We start from the raw sequence: 15,663 nt of genomic DNA on the forward strand, positions 1-15,663 counted from the left end.
TACGTTCATATCCAGTAACCCTTTCTGACAGCTTTAACAGGTTACTAGTCAATTCAATCCGGAAGGAGATGCCGCGATGCCCTCGAACGATGTCAGTGTTGTGCTCGTCCATGGCGCCTGGGCGGACGGCTCGAGCTGGGCCAAAGTGATCGCGCCGCTCGTGGCGCAGGGTTTCAACGTGGTTGCCGCGCCGCTGCCGCTGACGTCGTTCGCGGACGATGTGGCGGCACTCGACCGGACGCTGGAGCGCGTCGCCGGGCCTGTCGTGCTTGCCGGCCATGCCTATGCCGGCGAGGTGATCGGGGCGACACGCAGCGACAAGGTGAAGGCGCTTGTCTATGTCGCCGCCCTTGCGCCCGACGAAGGCGAGACCGTGGCGGACGTGTTCTACCGCACAACGCCGCATGCCAAGGCGCCCAAGCTCGCGCCGGACGATCATGGCCTGATCCACCTGCCGGACAGTGCCTTTGATTCCGCCTTTGCCCAGAACGCCTCGGCGGACGAACTGGCGGTGCTGCAGGCAGTCCAGCGGCCAATCTCGCCGGCCTGCATCACCGTGCCGATGCCGCGACCGTCGTGGAAGGACCGGCCGGCCTGGTTTTTGATTGCCGAGCAGGACCGCATGATCGTTGCCGAGACGCAGCATTTCATGGCCAGGCGCATGAACGCCATGACGCGTGTGCAACCGGCGGACCACACGGCGATGGTCACCGCGCCCGATGCCGTCGTCGACATTATTATCGAAGCGGCGCGTGCCGGCGAAGCGTGAGCCTGAGCCGCCTTCAATCGCAATAACCTTCCCAATGCCGATTTTTCGGTTACAGCAACGGAGAGCACCATGACCGCCTATCGCAACGCCGATGTCGACGGCTTCAACATCTTCTATCGCGAGGCCGGGACACCGGGCGCGCCGAAACTGCTGCTGCTGCACGGCTTCCCGAGCTCGAGCCATATGTTCCGCGACCTCATTCCGCTGCTTGCCGGCCGCTTCCACATCGTCGCACCCGATCTGCCGGGATTTGGCCGTTCCGACATGCCGCCGCGCGAGACGTTTGCTTATACGTTCGACCACATTGCCGAAATCATCGACCGTTTCACCGAAGTGGTCGGCTTCGACCGCTATGCGCTCTACGTGTTCGACTATGGCGCGCCGACCGGTTTCCGGCTGGCGGTGAAGCACCCGGAGCGCATCAGCGCGATCATCTCGCAGAACGGCAACGCCTATGAGGAAGGGCTCGGCGAGGACTGGAATCCGATCCGCGCCTATTGGCGCGACCCCTCGCCGGCCAACCGCGAGGCGCTGCGCCCTGCCTTCAAGCCGGACGCGATCGCCTGGCAGTACACGCATGGCGCGCCGGCGGACCTGGTCTCGCCCGACGGCTATTCGCTGGACAGCTTCTATTTCGGCCGGCCGGACGCCGAGGAAGTACAGCTCGACCTGTTCGGCGACTACAAGAGCAATGTCGCCCTCTACCCCGCCTTCCAGTCCTATTTCCGCACCCACAAGCCGCCGTTCCTGGCGGTGTGGGGCAAGAACGACCCATTCTTCCTGCCGCCCGGCGCCGATGCGTTCAAGCGCGACATGCCGGACGCGGTGGTGCGTTTCCTCGACACCGGCCATTTCGCGCTGGAAACGCATGCCAGCGAGATCGCCAAGGCGATCCTCGACTTCCTGCCCTGATCTGAAAACAGGAGACTTGCCATGTCGAACTCCGTCGCCATCGTCACCGGCACCATGATTGCCTGGAACAGCGTGACCCGCGCCCACGTAGCGCGGGCGATGGAAGAATACGACCGGCTGGGGCCTGAGCGCTTTTTCGCCGAACACGGATTTGCCCCGACCACGACCTACGAACTGGTCGCGGAAACCCGCGTCTATCCGCCGAAAGCGATCCTCGGCACCGCCTACGAATTCGCCACCGGCAAAAGGCTGGCCTCCGGCGACTTCGAAGGCGGCAAGAGCGGCGCGGTGAAAGTGCTGGGGCAATTGGGGTTCATCGTCAGGGCGAAGTGACGGCCGTCAGACAGCGACGTTGCGCCCGAGATGACGAGTCACCTCGAGGCTTTGCCCTGACCCGCCGCCCGGTCGAGCCGCAGTGAGGCGCGCCTTGCCTCGTCCGGCCTTGCGATGTGCGTCCAGGAGCCGTCATAGCTGGGCTTGCGCCGCTCGATCCAGGCGCCAAGCCCTTCCCTGAGATCGGCAGTCGGGGCCATGCGGGCGAACTGCTCGGCCTCGACCAGCAGCCCATCGGCGATGCTGAGGTTGATGCCACGCGCTACGGCTGTGAGGATGCTGGCGAGCGCTGCCGGCGAATGCGTGATGATGCGGCGGGCAAGATCGTGCGCCGCCGGCATCAGATCACTATGCGGCACGACCTGATTGACAAGACCAAGTTCGAGCGCCCGCGGCGGCGGAAACCAGTCGCCCGTCAAAAGCAGTTCGAGCGCGCGCTTACGCCCGGCGAGCCGCGGCAGGCGCTGCGTGCCGCCGAAGGTCGGCGGCATTGCAAGGTTGATCTCCGGCTTGGCGAACAGCGCACGGTCGCTGGCGATCGCCAACGGCACGGCCTCGGTGATCTCGCAGCCGCCACCGAAGGCAATCCCGTTGACCGCGGCGATGACGGGCTTGCGGAAGGCTTCAAGCCTTGCCGTCAGCCGCTGGCCGCGCAGGACGAAGTCGCGCACCGCCACATCTGCACCGCGAGCCACGCTCGCCGAGAATTCGTGGATATCGCCACCCGCCGAAAACGCCCGCTCCCCTGCTCCGGTGAGGATGACAGCCCGTATGCTGCCATCGACTTCAACGTCGTCGAGGACCGCGAGCAGGCGATCGATCAGGGCATAGTTCAGCGCGTTGAGCTTTTCCGGGCGGTTGAGGGTGAGGACGCTCACCCCGTCACGGGTCTCGTTCAGGACAAGATCGGCCATTGTTCTTCCTTTCCAGATACGACGGAAAGGGATCATGCTTTCGATTGCGTGTATATTCACTAGTCGGTATACATGCTCCATGCCTGAAGCCGCCAGCCCGACCCGCAAACGCATCGTCGATGCCGCGACGAAGCTGTTCTATGCCGAGGGAATCGGTCGTGTCAGCGTCGATGCCGTTGCCGAAAAGGCAGGCCTCACCAAGCGCACGCTTTACTATCACTTCAAGAGCAAGGACGACCTCATCGCCGCCTATCTCGACGGCCGCGACCAGCCCAATCTGCGGCAGCTGGCCAGTTGGTTTGATGCCGCGGAGGGCGGCGCGGACCGCAAGGTCGAAGCGATCTTCAGCAATCTGGCGCGGGTTGCGCGCCATCCGAAATGGAAGGGGTGCGGTTTTCTGCGTACGGCCGCGGAACTCGCTTCGATGCCCGGCCATCCGGCGGTGAAGGTCGGATCACGCCACAAGTCGAATTTCGAGACATGGCTGGCGGGTGAATTGTCCCGGTTTGATATTGAGCAGCCGCAAGCCTTGGCCCGCGAGATCGTGCTGCTGATCGACGGCTGCTTTTCGATCATGCTGATCCATCGCAATCCCGACTACATCGAAGCAGGAGGACGAGCCGCTGCCACGCTTGTTGGGGCGAGATGCCGGAACAAGGACTGACCAACCGCGCTTGGAGCGTGGCCGGCAAGCATGGTATCGCAATGCCAGGAGGCGGCGATGCGTGTCATCTTTCGATGTGATCCAATGTTGTTTGAGCATTTGCCGCGCCCGATCCCGGCGCGGGGCGCTCTACCGGAATGGCTGCGCGCCATGCCCGCCACCGCCTATTCGGCGATCCACGGCCGTGACATTCGCACGCTCAAGCAGTGCCCACCCGTTGTCGATGCGATGACCTATGGCTTCATGGTCCTGCTGCCGTGCGACGTCGTCGTCGACAAGGGCACTTTTTCCTGGGATTGGCAAATTCCAGAACCGGTCACGCGGAACCACCCCAGAGCGCCATTGAGCTTCCACACGCCGGGGCAGCTCGCCGGAAGCCCGTTTGCCACGCCCAGCCAAGCCGCCCTCAAATTCAACAGCTTCTGGACCATCGAGGTCGAGGATGGCTGGTCGCTGTTCGCGACACATCCTGTCAATCGCCAGGATCTTCCGTTCAGGCTGGTGACGGGACTTGTGGATTCCGACCGGTTCAGCGACGGCGGCATCAATTTCCCGGCGATCTGGACGGAGCCCGAATTCTCCGGCGTGCTCCGGAAAGGAACTCCTGTCGCACAGTGCTTTGCGGTTCCGCGCGCCGCGCCACAGCTGGAGTACGAGGTGTTCGACGAGAAGCGGCAGGCATCCTATGCGCAGACGGTCGCGGATGTCCTGTCAACGCCCGGCGTCTACCGCAAGCGGTTTCGCGCCAGGCGGGGGCGCACCACTGGCGAGTGATCGACGCAGCGCCTCTTCATCGAGCCACAGCCTGCCGCTCGACGCCGATGTGAGTGCCATGGCGATCACGCCGAACGTGGATGGGCGCAGACGATAGGCCATCGAATACGCCGCCATAGCCCCGTCGAGGTCGCCGGTTTCTTGCAAGACGACGCCCAGATTGACGGCAGCCTCCGGTGCGTCCGGGCTCATCTCAAGCACGCGTCGGTAGGCTTCGGCGGCGCTACCGAATTTGCGCATGTCCTGACGCACCAGTCCGAGGTCGAACCAGGCAGCCGGATGCCCACCGCCAGCGACGGCGCGTTCGAGGAAGGCTTCCGCCTCCAGAGACTCTCCGCGTTCCCACGCAAAATGCCCCAGGCGTGCCATTGCCTCCTTGGATTTCGGCTCCCTTTGCAAGACAAGTGTCCAGCACACACCAGCCGCCGAGGCATCACCTGCCTGATCGAGGGTACGTGCCCGCTCGAGCAGGATCTCCGCCTGCGATGATTGCCTTGCCGCGCGGTCCAGATGCTGCAACGCCGCTTCGAGCCTGCCTTGGGCCCGGGCAATCCGGCACGCGAGAATCAAGGCTGGTACATTGTCCGGACGAGCGGCAAGGCTCGCTTCGATGCGCGCACGAGCCTCCGGCAAGTCGGCCCTCGCGAAGAGGACCGCGGCCATCAGATGGCAAAGCGCCGAATCGCCCGGACGCTGCTTTAGGCCCAACTCGCACAGATCCACTGCCTGGTCATGATTGCCGGAATTGAAAGCGGCCACAGCCCGGCGAATCAGATCTCCGCTTTCACCTTGATTGGTGTTCACCATTGCTTTGCCGCTCCCTCTAGAACCCAAGCGCCAGCCACGCCGTGCCGACCACGAGCGTGATCAGCGTCAGCGGCAGGCCGACCTTGAAGAAGGCACCGAAGGACAAGGGCGTGCCGGCAGTCTTGGACTGCTCGGCGACGATCAGGTTGGCGACCGAGCCGAGCAGCGTGAAATTGCCGGCGAGCGTGGAACTCATCGCCACCACCAGCCAGGCCCGTTCGGGGTTTTCCAGACCGGGTATGAACGGTCTCAGCGCCAGCACGGCCGGCACATTGCTCATGATGTTGGAAAGCACTGCGGTGAAACCCGACAGGCGCCAGACGTCGTCCAGGCCGAGATTCTTGGCCGAAGCGATGAGATCAGGCGTCAGCAGCGTCCTTTCAGCGCCGGCAACCACCACGAACAGACCGGCGAACATGAACAGCAGCGGCCCATCGATCTCACGGTAGATGCGATCCGGCTTGATGGCGCGGGTGAGCAGAAGAATGGCGCCGCCGATCAACGCGGCCTTGGCAACGGGGACGCCGGCGAAGAAGGCGATGGCCAGTCCGATGCAGACGATCACGGCCTTCAGCACCTGGCCGCGATGCATGCGGCCGCGCGAGACATGCGGCGTCAATTCGGCGGTGCGGGTGAATTCGGCGCGATAGACGATGCGCACGATGACGATGACCGCGACGAGGCCGAACAGGGCGACCGGCGCGAGTGCCGCCGAAAAGGCGGGATAGGAGATGCCCGACAGCGTGCCGATGACCATGTTCTGCGGATTGCCGGTGATAGTGGCGACGCTACCGCAGTTCGACGCGGTGGCGGTGGCGATCAGATAGGGGATCGGATTGCGGTTGATGACGCGGGTGACATGCACGACGATCGGCGCCATGACCAGGCAGATGGCATCATTGACCAGGAAGGCCGATAGCACGCCGGTCAGCAGCGTCACCATTACCAGCAGCATGAACGGCGCATGCGCATGTTCGATGGCGATGGCGCCAAGGCCACGAAAGGCACCGGAGACCTTCAGATGCGCCACCACGATCATCATGCCGAGCAGAAGCGTGATGGTGTCGAAATTGATGGCGCGGTAGGCATCCTCCATGCTGATCGCGCCAATGGCGATCATCGCCGCGCCGCCAAGCAGCGCAATCCCCGCCCGGTCGAGACGCAGGCCAGGGATGCGGCCGATAGCGACGCCGGCATAGGTCAGGACCAGGATCAGCAGCGCCGCCGCGCCCATCAATGTCATTGGTAAGGAGCCCCGCTCGACCTGGTGGCACCGATGCGGTCCGCCCGATGGTTCTTTTGCATGTCAGCTTTGGCGATGTCGAGGTCGATGACAAACGGGGTGAGCAAACCGTGGTTCCGCAGGTCGGTATCGCTAACGCCGATAGAAATCCAGCCGCTGCCGCAATGCCTGTGGCGAAAACAGCTGCTCGACGGTCTGCCGCGCCTTGTCGCCCACTCTCGCTCGCAGCGCCGGATCGGCTTTGAGCTCGGCCAGGATCCGCGCCGCCTGTTGCGTCGTCTCGAACAGAAAACCGTTTTCGCCATGGCTGATGTGGTCGGCATAGCCACCATGCGAATGGCAGACCACGGGCAAACCGCAGGCCATCGCCTCGAACACGACGCGGCCGAATGTCTCCACATGCGAGCCGGTGCGATAGTAGAAGACGTCGAGCGTCGGCAGGAATTGTTCGGCGGGAAATTGGCCCTGCGGCAGGAGTTCGAGTTGCGGATGCGGCGCGAGCCTGTCCTTGAGCGGCATCCCACCCTGGATCCGCACCGCAACGCCATCGGCCAGCAAGGCTTCGTAGAGCGCAACGTCGTCGGCATGATGCTTGTCTGCCGTATCGCGGCTCAGCCGCCCCACTGTGAACGGCCGATCCGGCCTTGCCGGCCGTGGTGAGAAACGTTCGATATCGATCGGTGACGGATGCACGACGCCTTCGACCTGCAGCATGCGCTTCTGAAAGTCGGAGATCAGCACCAGTTCGGCGTCCGGCCAGCCCAGCAGGCGCGGCATGCGCGTCGTCAGCGCGATGATCTTCGGGTGAAAGGTGTTGAAGACATAGATCAGTCGGCGCGGCCGCGCGATCAGGTAAGGCCAGATTTTGTTGCGCCAATGCGCACCGAGGAAAACATAGGTGCCGCCGTCCGGCACGTCGCGCGTTGCCGGCGAGACACGGCGAACAGGAAACTGTCGCATGAGCTCGTCGGAGACGTGCGATGAGGTTGCCCAGAGACGCACAGGCGAGTCGGCACTCAACAGCCGGTACAGGTCCAGGGTTTCGCGCTCGCTGCCGCCAAACGGGTTCTGAAAGCCGTTGAACAAATGGATCATGCGTAGCGCTTACCTGGGCGGCCTGGATGCGGAGGAAGCACACCGGCAAGAAAGCGTCAAGGAAAGCGGTCGACGTCAGCCATCGCGCGCAGCAAGGCAGCGGTCAATGCACCGTGGCGACGCTGGGCTGGGGCACCTGCGAGGCGGCTTCCGTCGGGTCGAAGCTGACCTGATCGCGTCCATTCGACTTGGCGGCATAGAGCCGTCTGTCGGCGGCGGAGAATATCGCCTCGTAAGTCGTCGGCCCGCTGAAGCTGGTGCCGCCGATCGAGACGGAAAGCGGACAGGCGCGGCCGCCGGGCGAAAAGTCCATTTCGCGAATTCGCCGGCGGATGCTTTCGGCAACCAGCCAGGATTGCGAGGGGTCGACACCGGGAAGAAACACGCCAAACTCCTCGCCGCCGATGCGGCCGACGATATCGCTGCCGCGCAGCTGTCCCTTGATCGCCTGCGCGATCAGCTTGAGCGCCTGGTCGCCGCAGTCATGGCCGAGGCGGTCGTTGATCGACTTGAAATGGTCGGCGTCGATGATCAGCAGAGCGCCAGAGCGGGTATCCTCCTGCTTGCGGGTCTGCTCGAGATAGGCCTCGACCAGCATCGAGAAGGCACCGCGGTTCAGCACCGCCGTCAGGCTGTCGGTCGCCGCGATGACGCTGAGGTCACGCTGGGCTATGGCCAGCTGGCGGATCTTCCACATCAGGAAAAACAGAAACGACCCGCCCAGCACCAGGGGCAGCATCAGATCTGTCATTTGCGCGCGCCAGACAGCCTCGGGCGAGAGATAGGGGAAATTGAACGAGTCGACGAAAAACGCCACGGCGATGAAGAATGCCGTACCGGCAGCGGTGACAGCGATCACCCTGCCCCAGCTCGTCGGCGACAGATCGAGCTTCATTGCGTTCCACTCCGTTAGCCGTCACTACTATGACGTACCAACGCAAACAAAATGATAAGACTTTCCTTCAATTCGAGATCAGATGAGCGGAAGCCGGAGCATGCTCGCCCAATAGGCGGCCGTGCTCCGGCGATAAAAGCAAGCTCGTTCACTGGATTGCAACGCAGGGAATCCCTGGTGTCAACGGCTGGACGCCGATTCACCCGCCTCGACGACGAAGGATGCCGCGATCAGGTCGTCAGCATCCAGTCGTAGGGACCCGTCGCTTGCCCCCATGATGGCTGCGACCTTGTGGAAGGTCTTCATCTCATAATCGGAAATTTCGGCATGCTGCATTCTGGCCTTGAGTTCAGCAATACGCCGCCCCAAGGCAGGGGACGTTCCAATTTCACGTTTCGACATGGCCTCGTTTTCTCCTCCCCCAACCCGCGCTTGTTTTGCCCCGCCCATTCGCCGGCCCGCACATTGCCTTTTATGAGGCTCCGCGAATACAAGGCCCCGAACGCTCGGTGTGCGCTAAGGTTCCAACCTCGGCGGATCACGAAATAATTCCTGATGGCCCCAGGCAGCGTTGCTCTATTGCCCGGCCGCCAGCACCAGTGTCGTAATAGAGTTGCGCCTCAACCCGCTCCAGACATCGATCCGGAATGTTCGGCCACGTCGCGGCGGCGCATTCCTTGTCGGTGACGGCAACGGGTTGGCCGTGCTGCACGTCGGCCGCTTCAGTCGCTGTGGATGCGAAAAGAACCGTCTGCGTTATCAGAGCCGAGAAAACGGCAACCTGGAACAGCACGGCGGCGAAGGCGATCTTCTTGAGCATGCGAGGCAACGCGCCGGCAAGCGTCAGGTTCCCGCCGGTCATTTCTTGCGGCGCATACTGGCATCATCCCGACGCGGCAGAAGGTAAGCCGACACGCCTTTAATAGAGCAGAAATAATCTCGTAAAATCAATTATTTAATGGCGATCCCGACAGGATTCGAACCTGTGACCATCGGCTTAGAAGGCCGGTGCTCTATCCAGCTGAGCTACGGGACCGCTGGCCGGCCAAAGAGGCCGGCTGGGTATCTGGCGCTGGCGCCGTTCAATGCGTCCAGGGCGTCCTGCGGTCATAGCGGAAATTCTCCGCATAGGAAATCTGGCGGCGCTTGGTCTCTTTCGGCTCCTCGACGCGAAAGGCAAGGCCTTCCTTTTCGGCGTAGGCCACGGCCTCTTCGCGTGTGTCGAAGGTGAGTCTGATCTGGCTTCTCATGTCTCCCGACGTCGTATAGCCCATCAAGGGATCGATCTTCTTGCGCATCTCGGGGTCGAATTCCAACACCCAGTGGCCGGTCTTGGCCTTGCCGGACTGCATCGCGGTTTTGGCTGGGCTGAAAATGCGCGCGGACATGGCCACCTCATGGTTGTGCAAGGCAGCATCGCCGCCCCTTCGCCCGTCATTACTGCGCAATGCGCATGGCGGCAAGGTTTTTGCACTTGCCATGTAACACCGAAATGAATAGGCAACAGACCGTTCGGAGTGTAGCGCAGGCTGGTAGCGCATCTGGTTTGGGACCAGAGGGTCGGGAGTTCGAATCTCTCCACTCCGACCATCCTCTCGAAAATGCAGCATTGGCGTGGCCGCATGGCCATCTTGCGCCGCCCCGGTCGCGGGCCCTTGCTGCGACGGTTTTCCGGCGCGAGTCTGATACCGGAGCGCTTCGAATGGCAACCAATGACAGGCCGGTGATCACCCGGAAAGGCCAGGAGAGCAGCAAGACCAGCCAGTCCGGCGGCATGGCGCTGGTGACAGACGTTGGGCCGCAGCATACCTCGGCAACGAAATTGTAGTTTGGCAAGGCCAGCAACGCGCCGGCTTCAGATCGCTGCCGCACCATCACGGCGAGGCGGAAACCGGTGCCTATCTGCTGTCCGGCAACGCCCGCATGTATTTCGGCAAGGACTATCAGGAGTTTGTCGAGCTCTCGGCCGGCGACTTCATGTTCGTGCCGCCGTTCCTGCCGCATCTGGAAGCCAATATGAGCACGACGGAAGAATTGTGGTGGCTGGCCTGCAGAACGCCTGAAAACATCGTGATCAATTTGCCCGACGTCGATGATGGGCAACTCGCCGGCTATTGCCGCGCGGCAGGATTCTCAGAGAAGGGTTGATCCCAGTATCCGGGTTTCACCATTTCAAGCTCGCATCCGTCGACATTGCCGGCTTACACTCCCGCAAAACGGGGGGTAGCCGATGCTTGGGATCGATGCGGGGGTGTCGCTGTTCGGACCGGCTTATTTTGCTTATGCGGGCGTGACGGTTCCATTCATGGTGGCGTGGGCGGTCGCTTGTGCGGCGCTGGCGGCATGGAACAATCGTAAGAGCCGCAGGCAGGCCAGGCTGTCTCCGGGCACGATCGCCTCCCGTTCCTGGCCTGTCAGTATCGGGATTTTTGTGCTGGTCGCAGCCTGCTACGTCGCCGCTCATTCGGCTGTCTATCTGCTGGTCCGGCATTTCGTCAGAATGTGGCTCTGAGATTGGCCAGGCTTGCTCCGCATGGACCATTGAATGGTCCATCTCAATAGTTTCGATGATTGAAGCGATGCCTGTTGCATGCCCGCTGCCGCGGCGGGGGCGATCGCTCGATACACCTGAAGGCAAGCTCGCCGGGCGAGAACCCCAAACTCATTCCCGGCGAGCCTACAACCTGATTTGGAACGCAATCAGGACCGGGGTCAGCCGGCAAGCTGGTGCAGCAAGATAGATGCCAGTCCTGTTTCCCAAAATGGGACACGCCTGGGTTCACCGGTCGTTTGAGATCTAAATCTCGAACGCGCCCTGCCCCTCGTCCATGGCGTTGACCGTTTCGGCGGCAAGCGCCCGGGTGATCGGCATCTTGCGCTCGAGTGCGGTGCGGTCCAGCCGCTCCACCACGCGCATGGCTGTGCCGAGCGAGCGTTCGATGCGCCGCACCAGATACTGCACGACATGCGGTTCGACCTCGACCTGGCGGTCGGCGAACAGTTTGGTGATGACACCGGCCAGCAGGAGGTCGTCGGGTTCGTGGATTTCGACGGTCGCCGCCGCCTTCAGCCGCGAGGCCAGATCAGGCAGCGAAACACCCCAGGCCGAGGGAAAACGCCGCGCGGTCAACAGCAGCGTCGAGCCGGCGCCACGCACCGCATTGATCAGATGGAACAGGCCTTGTTCGTCGACCGCGCCCGCATCGACATCGTCGATGAGCGCCGGCCGCGCGCCGAGACTGGCAATGCTGTCGCCGATGCGCCCGGCGTCGACGGCAACCGCGTTGGCACGCGCACGCCAGATGGCGGCCAGATGCGTCTTGCCGGAGCCGGCGGGGCCTGCCAGCACCACCACCGGTGAAGGCCAGTCCGGCCAGCGGTCGACCAGGGCCGCCGCCTGATTGTTGGTGCCGGAGACGACGAGCTCGTCGCGGGAATAGCCGGTACCGTGGCCGAGATCGAGCGGCAGCTGGCGCGGCGGATCGGTTCGCTGGGCGGTCACTTCGAGCGACGCGGTTGCGTGCGGTGGCCGCCGCCGCGATCGGCCGGCAGCGGCGGCGCGGACTCTGTCGCGTGGCCCTTGTAGAGCGGCGATTCAAGATAGCGGGCGATGGCAAAGCGCACGAGAACGGCAACGGCGGCGGAAGCCGGCACGGCAATCAGCAGGCCGACAAAACCGAAAAGCGCGCCGAAGGCGAACAGCGCGAACATCAGCCATACCGGATGCAGGCCGACGCTTTTGCCGACCAGCCTCGGCTGCAGGATGTTGCCTTCGATGAACTGGCCGATGAAGAAGACCACGGCAACCGCGACGATCATGGTCCAATCCGGCCAGAACTGGACGAAAGCGACGCCGACGGCCAGCACCAGCCCGGTCAGCGAGCCGACATAGGGAATGAAAGAGATCAGCCCGGCGAACAGGCCGATCAGGATGGCGAAGTTCAGCCCAGTCAGCGTCAGGCCGGTTGCATACATGGCGCCCAGCACCAGGCAGAGCGTGCCCTGGCCGCGCACGAAGCCGGCGGTCGCCGTGTTGATGTCGCGCGCAATGGCGCGCACGGTCGCGACATTGTCGCGCGGCACCCAGCTGTCGATGACCGCGACCATACGATCCCAGTCGAGCAGCATGTAGAAAGCGACGACAGGTGTCACCACGAACAGGCTGACCACCGAAACCAGCGCCACGCCCGAACTCCAGATCGAGGTGAAGACCGTGGTGAGCAAGCCGAAACCGGAAGTCAGCAAAGAATTCAGCCCGTCGCGCAAGCCATTGGCGTTGACGCCGAATTTCTGCTCAAGCCATTTCGGGTCAAAGGAGGTGATCAGGCTCTGCAACCGGGTCAGATATTCCGGCAGCTTGCCGGCGAAATCGGCCATCTGCGTCGCCAGGACCGGAATGAGGATGACGAAGGCCAGCACCAGCAGAATGAGGAAGGTGATGAGGATGACCACCGTCGCCATGAAACGCGACAGGCCGAGCCGCTGCAGCCTGTCGGCAACCGGATCGAGGAAATAGGCCAGCACCATGCCGGCGACGAAGGGCAGCAGGATGTTGCTGAAGACATAGAGGAACAGCGCAAGTCCGGCGACGCCGGCCAGCCAGAAGAAGATCTGCCGGCGGAACGCGGAGGCCGCGGCAAGATCAGCAGCTGCAGCCTCGATCACTGCCGCGTCTTTCTCAGATGTCCGGATTGGAGCCTTCGCCATAGCCGCTCATATGCCTCAGCCAAGCCACGAGATAGGCTGCGGCCGAAGCCACGGTCAAGACCCCGGACAGCAATATGAGGCTTGGCCGCAAAGGGTCGAGGTGCACGGCAAAGGCCAGTTCCCCCAGCACGACCGCCGCCAGCACGATCTGGATGGCCGTGTTAGCCTTCGACACCAGAAACGGCTTTATCTCGACCGGATGGGCCATCACCGTGGACAACAGAACCGCGCAGATGATCAGTGCATCACGCGACACCATGGTGACGACCAGCCACAACGGCAACTGCCCAATGAAGCCCATGACGACGAACACCGAAACCAAAAGCAGCTTGTCGGCCATCGGATCGAGATAGGCGCCGAGCCTGGACTGCTGGTTGAAACGGCGGGCGATGAAACCGTCGACGCCATCCGAGACGCCGGCAATGACGAAGCCGGCAAAGGCCCAGTCCCAGCGTGCCTGCAGCATGGCCAGCACCACGGCAGGCACCAGGACAAGGCGCAGGATGGTGATCAGGTTGGGGATGGTCAAATGCTCAGCCGTCCTCTCAGGTCAGGGATAGATGATGGAGATGGAGAGGCGCCGCAAGCTCCGTGCCGCGCAATTCGGCTGTCACGGTGTTCGCCGCGAATGTCGGAAAATGCTATCCACGCTTTTGTCAGGCCAAAAGGCGCTCGGTTCCGCCGTTATCCTTGCGGACCGAAACCGTTCATGCGAAGAGCCCGCAAACGAGCAGGAAAATTGCGATGAGCAAGCGCGAGACTGGCCAGAACAAAACGGGCAAGCGCAGGAACGGGCTCACCTATGCCGAGGCGGGCGTCGATATCGATGCCGGCAATCTCATGGTTGAGAAGATCAAGCCGCTGGTGCGTGCCACGCGCCGGCCGGGTGCCGATGGCGAGATCGGTGGTTTCGGCGGGCTGTTCGACCTCAAGGCTGCCGGCTTCAGCGATCCCGTGCTGGTCGCCGCCAATGACGGTGTCGGCACCAAGCTCAAGATCGCCATCGATGCCGGCAAGCACGACACGATCGGCATCGACCTTGTCGCCATGTGCGTCAACGACATCGTCGTGCAGGGCGCCGAACCGCTGTTCTTCCTCGACTATTTCGCCACCGGCAAGCTCGACCCCGATCAGGGCGCGGCGATCGTCGGTGGTATCGCCGAGGGCTGCCGGCAGGCCGGCTGTGCGCTGATCGGCGGCGAGACGGCGGAAATGCCGGGCATGTATCACGGCAAGGATTATGACCTCGCCGGCTTTGCCGTGGGCGCGGCCGAACGCGGCCAGCTTTTGCCCACGGACGACATCGTCGAAGGCGACGTGCTTTTGGGCCTCGCTTCCTCGGGCCTGCACTCGAACGGTTTTTCGCTGGTGCGCCGCATCGTCGCCGCCAGCGGCCTTTCGTGGAGCGATCCGGCGCCATTCAACGACGACGCGACACTGGCCGAGGCGCTGCTCGAACCGACCCGCATCTACGTCAAGTCGATCCTCAAGGCCATCCGCAACACGCATGGCATCAAGGCGCTGGCGCACATCACCGGCGGCGGTTTCCCGGAAAACATTCCGCGCGTGCTGCCCAAGGATTTTTCGGCCGAGCTCGACCTCGAAGCCATCGACGTCCCGGCGGTGTTCTCGTGGCTGGCCAAGACCGGCGGCGTGGCGCCCGAAGAGATGATGCGCACCTTCAATTGCGGCATCGGCATGATCCTGGCGGTCGCTTCCGGCCAGGCGGCGCAGGTCGCCGCCGTGCTGCAGGAAGCCGGCGAGACGGTGACGCCGATCGGCCGCATCGTGCCGCGCCGCGACGCCGGCGTCATCTATCGGGGCACGATCGGCCTATGAGCAGGAAGCGCACGGTCGTCCTCATCTCGGGGCGCGGCTCCAACATGACCGCGCTGATCGCCGCCGCCAGCGACCCGGCCTTTCCGGCCGAGATCGTCGGCGTCATTTCCGACAAGGCGGACGCCGCAGGCCTGGGCATCGCCAAGGCGCGCGGCATCGCCACGCAGGTCATTGCCCGCGCCGACCATGGTAGCAAGCAGGCGCATGACGCGGCGATCGACGCGGCGCTCACCGCCTTCAATGCCGAGATCGTGGCGCTGGCTGGCTACATGCGCATCCTCTCTTCCGGCTTCGTCCAGAAATGGCAGGGCCGGATGATCAACATCCACCCTGCCCTGCTGCCGGCATTCAAGGGCCTCGACACCCATGCGCGAGCGCTGGCCGCCGGCCTGCGCATCCATGGCTGCACCGTGCATTTCGTCACGTCGGAGATGGACGACGGGCCGATCATCGCCCAGGCCGCCGTGCCGGTGATGGTCGGCGACAATGCCGATACGCTGGCTGCCCGTGTGCTGAAGGCCGAGCACCGGCTCTATCCGCTGGCGCTCGGGCTGGTCGCCGAAGGCAAGGCACGCATGGAGGCCGGGCGCACGGTACTTGCCCACTTCGCCGACGATGCCGACAACGGCACCTCGGTGGTGATGGCGCCAGATCCGCTGCGCGAGGAAGCCGACCTCGAGCATCTGGCGCGGATTACGCCCTGAGGGCCCA

The 15,663-nt window shown here is 63.3% G+C and carries 21 protein-coding genes and 2 tRNA genes; 11 read left to right on the top strand and 12 right to left on the bottom strand.

Going from position 1 to position 15,663, the window contains the following annotated elements:
- Positions 1-76: 76 nt before the first annotated feature.
- The 3 genes from JN279_RS26865 to JN279_RS26875 all read left to right on the top strand — a co-directional run bounded on the left by JN279_RS26865 (position 77) and on the right by JN279_RS26875 (position 2,014).
- Positions 77-769 carry an alpha/beta fold hydrolase gene (locus tag JN279_RS26865; protein WP_096456624.1) on the top strand — a complete coding sequence of 231 codons (693 nt, stop codon included), beginning with the start codon at positions 77-79 and terminating at the stop codon, positions 767-769.
- A 69-nt stretch (positions 770-838) separates the two neighbouring features.
- Entirely contained in the window at positions 839-1,681 is an 843-nt protein-coding gene (locus JN279_RS26870) for an alpha/beta fold hydrolase (RefSeq protein WP_096456622.1), read from the top strand.
- Between the two features lie 21 nt (positions 1,682-1,702).
- Positions 1,703-2,014 carry a hypothetical protein gene (locus JN279_RS26875; RefSeq protein ID WP_244734161.1) on the top strand — a complete coding sequence of 104 codons (312 nt, stop codon included), beginning with the start codon at positions 1,703-1,705 and terminating at the stop codon, positions 2,012-2,014.
- A gap of 38 nt (positions 2,015-2,052) precedes the next feature.
- Here the strand turns inward: JN279_RS26875 and JN279_RS26880 are convergent, their stop codons facing one another.
- The gene (locus JN279_RS26880) at positions 2,053-2,928 is read right to left on the bottom strand and encodes a crotonase/enoyl-CoA hydratase family protein (protein ID WP_096456620.1); all 876 of its coding nucleotides are present in this window, start codon (positions 2,926-2,928) and stop codon (positions 2,053-2,055) included.
- A gap of 79 nt (positions 2,929-3,007) precedes the next feature.
- Between JN279_RS26880 and JN279_RS26885 the strand changes: the two genes are divergently transcribed.
- Complete coding sequence (locus JN279_RS26885; RefSeq protein ID WP_096456618.1) at positions 3,008-3,592, top strand: TetR/AcrR family transcriptional regulator; 585 nt, start codon at positions 3,008-3,010, stop codon at positions 3,590-3,592.
- Positions 3,593-3,649: 57 nt separating this feature from the next.
- Positions 3,650-4,366 carry a hypothetical protein gene (locus JN279_RS26890; RefSeq protein ID WP_096459102.1) on the top strand — a complete coding sequence of 239 codons (717 nt, stop codon included), beginning with the start codon at positions 3,650-3,652 and terminating at the stop codon, positions 4,364-4,366.
- Here JN279_RS26890 and JN279_RS26895 read toward each other — a convergent pair.
- From JN279_RS26895 to JN279_RS26930, 8 genes are all read right to left on the bottom strand, one after another.
- Entirely contained in the window at positions 4,304-5,173 is an 870-nt protein-coding gene (locus JN279_RS26895; protein ID WP_096456616.1) for a tetratricopeptide repeat protein, read from the bottom strand. The genes JN279_RS26890 and JN279_RS26895 overlap by 63 nt on opposite strands.
- A gap of 16 nt (positions 5,174-5,189) precedes the next feature.
- A complete protein-coding gene (locus JN279_RS26900) occupies positions 5,190-6,416 on the bottom strand; it encodes an anion transporter (protein WP_096456614.1) in 1,227 nt (408 codons plus the stop codon).
- Between the two features lie 132 nt (positions 6,417-6,548).
- Positions 6,549-7,511 carry a glycosyltransferase family 4 protein gene (locus JN279_RS26905; RefSeq protein WP_202350691.1) on the bottom strand — a complete coding sequence of 321 codons (963 nt, stop codon included), beginning with the start codon at positions 7,509-7,511 and terminating at the stop codon, positions 6,549-6,551.
- A gap of 103 nt (positions 7,512-7,614) precedes the next feature.
- Positions 7,615-8,406, bottom strand: coding sequence for a GGDEF domain-containing protein (locus tag JN279_RS26910; protein ID WP_202350692.1), 792 nt, complete (start codon positions 8,404-8,406; stop codon positions 7,615-7,617).
- 180 nt (positions 8,407-8,586) lie between these two features.
- A complete protein-coding gene (locus tag JN279_RS26915; protein WP_096459099.1) occupies positions 8,587-8,808 on the bottom strand; it encodes a hypothetical protein in 222 nt (73 codons plus the stop codon).
- A 136-nt stretch (positions 8,809-8,944) separates the two neighbouring features.
- Entirely contained in the window at positions 8,945-9,226 is a 282-nt protein-coding gene (locus tag JN279_RS26920; protein ID WP_244734162.1) for a hypothetical protein, read from the bottom strand.
- Between the two features lie 139 nt (positions 9,227-9,365).
- A tRNA-Arg gene (locus tag JN279_RS26925) sits at positions 9,366-9,442 on the bottom strand.
- Between the two features lie 46 nt (positions 9,443-9,488).
- Positions 9,489-9,794: an ETC complex I subunit gene (locus JN279_RS26930; protein ID WP_015318428.1), complete on the bottom strand. Its 306-nt coding sequence runs from the start codon at positions 9,792-9,794 to the stop codon at positions 9,489-9,491.
- Between the two features lie 125 nt (positions 9,795-9,919).
- Between JN279_RS26930 and JN279_RS26935 the strand changes: the two genes are divergently transcribed.
- The 4 genes from JN279_RS26935 (at position 9,920) to JN279_RS26945 (ending at position 10,918) form a co-directional block, all read left to right on the top strand.
- Positions 9,920-9,996: transfer RNA gene (locus tag JN279_RS26935), tRNA-Pro, on the top strand.
- 112 nt (positions 9,997-10,108) lie between these two features.
- Positions 10,109-10,234, top strand: coding sequence for a hypothetical protein (locus JN279_RS38755; RefSeq protein ID WP_274608592.1), 126 nt, complete (start codon positions 10,109-10,111; stop codon positions 10,232-10,234).
- A 77-nt stretch (positions 10,235-10,311) separates the two neighbouring features.
- Complete coding sequence (locus JN279_RS38365; RefSeq protein ID WP_244734760.1) at positions 10,312-10,554, top strand: hypothetical protein; 243 nt, start codon at positions 10,312-10,314, stop codon at positions 10,552-10,554.
- A gap of 82 nt (positions 10,555-10,636) precedes the next feature.
- On the top strand, positions 10,637-10,918 hold the full coding sequence (locus tag JN279_RS26945; protein ID WP_096456606.1) for a hypothetical protein: 282 nt from the start codon (positions 10,637-10,639) through the stop codon (positions 10,916-10,918).
- A 285-nt stretch (positions 10,919-11,203) separates the two neighbouring features.
- Here JN279_RS26945 and hdaA read toward each other — a convergent pair whose 3' ends face one another.
- The 3 genes from hdaA to JN279_RS26960 are packed head-to-tail and all read right to left on the bottom strand — an operon-like array spanning position 11,204 to position 13,642.
- Positions 11,204-11,908 carry a DnaA regulatory inactivator HdaA gene (gene hdaA, locus JN279_RS26950; protein WP_096456605.1) on the bottom strand — a complete coding sequence of 235 codons (705 nt, stop codon included), beginning with the start codon at positions 11,906-11,908 and terminating at the stop codon, positions 11,204-11,206.
- On the bottom strand, positions 11,905-13,113 hold the full coding sequence (locus JN279_RS26955) for an AI-2E family transporter (RefSeq protein WP_096456604.1): 1,209 nt from the start codon (positions 13,111-13,113) through the stop codon (positions 11,905-11,907). The genes hdaA and JN279_RS26955 overlap by 4 nt, the downstream gene beginning before the upstream one ends.
- Positions 13,085-13,642, bottom strand: coding sequence for a CDP-alcohol phosphatidyltransferase family protein (locus JN279_RS26960; RefSeq protein WP_096456602.1), 558 nt, complete (start codon positions 13,640-13,642; stop codon positions 13,085-13,087). The genes JN279_RS26955 and JN279_RS26960 overlap by 29 nt, the downstream gene beginning before the upstream one ends.
- Before the next feature lie 215 nt (positions 13,643-13,857).
- Between JN279_RS26960 and purM the strand changes: the two genes are divergently transcribed.
- Positions 13,858-14,952, top strand: coding sequence for a phosphoribosylformylglycinamidine cyclo-ligase (gene purM / locus JN279_RS26965; RefSeq protein WP_096456600.1), 1,095 nt, complete (start codon positions 13,858-13,860; stop codon positions 14,950-14,952).
- Positions 14,949-15,656: a phosphoribosylglycinamide formyltransferase gene (gene purN / locus JN279_RS26970; RefSeq protein WP_096456598.1), complete on the top strand. Its 708-nt coding sequence runs from the start codon at positions 14,949-14,951 to the stop codon at positions 15,654-15,656. Before purM ends, purN begins: the two co-directional genes overlap by 4 nt.
- The last annotated feature ends 7 nt before the right edge of the window (positions 15,657-15,663 follow it).

Source organism: Mesorhizobium sp. 113-1-2 (assembly GCF_016756475.1).
Taxonomy (GTDB): Bacteria; Pseudomonadota; Alphaproteobacteria; order Rhizobiales; family Rhizobiaceae; genus Mesorhizobium; species Mesorhizobium loti_C.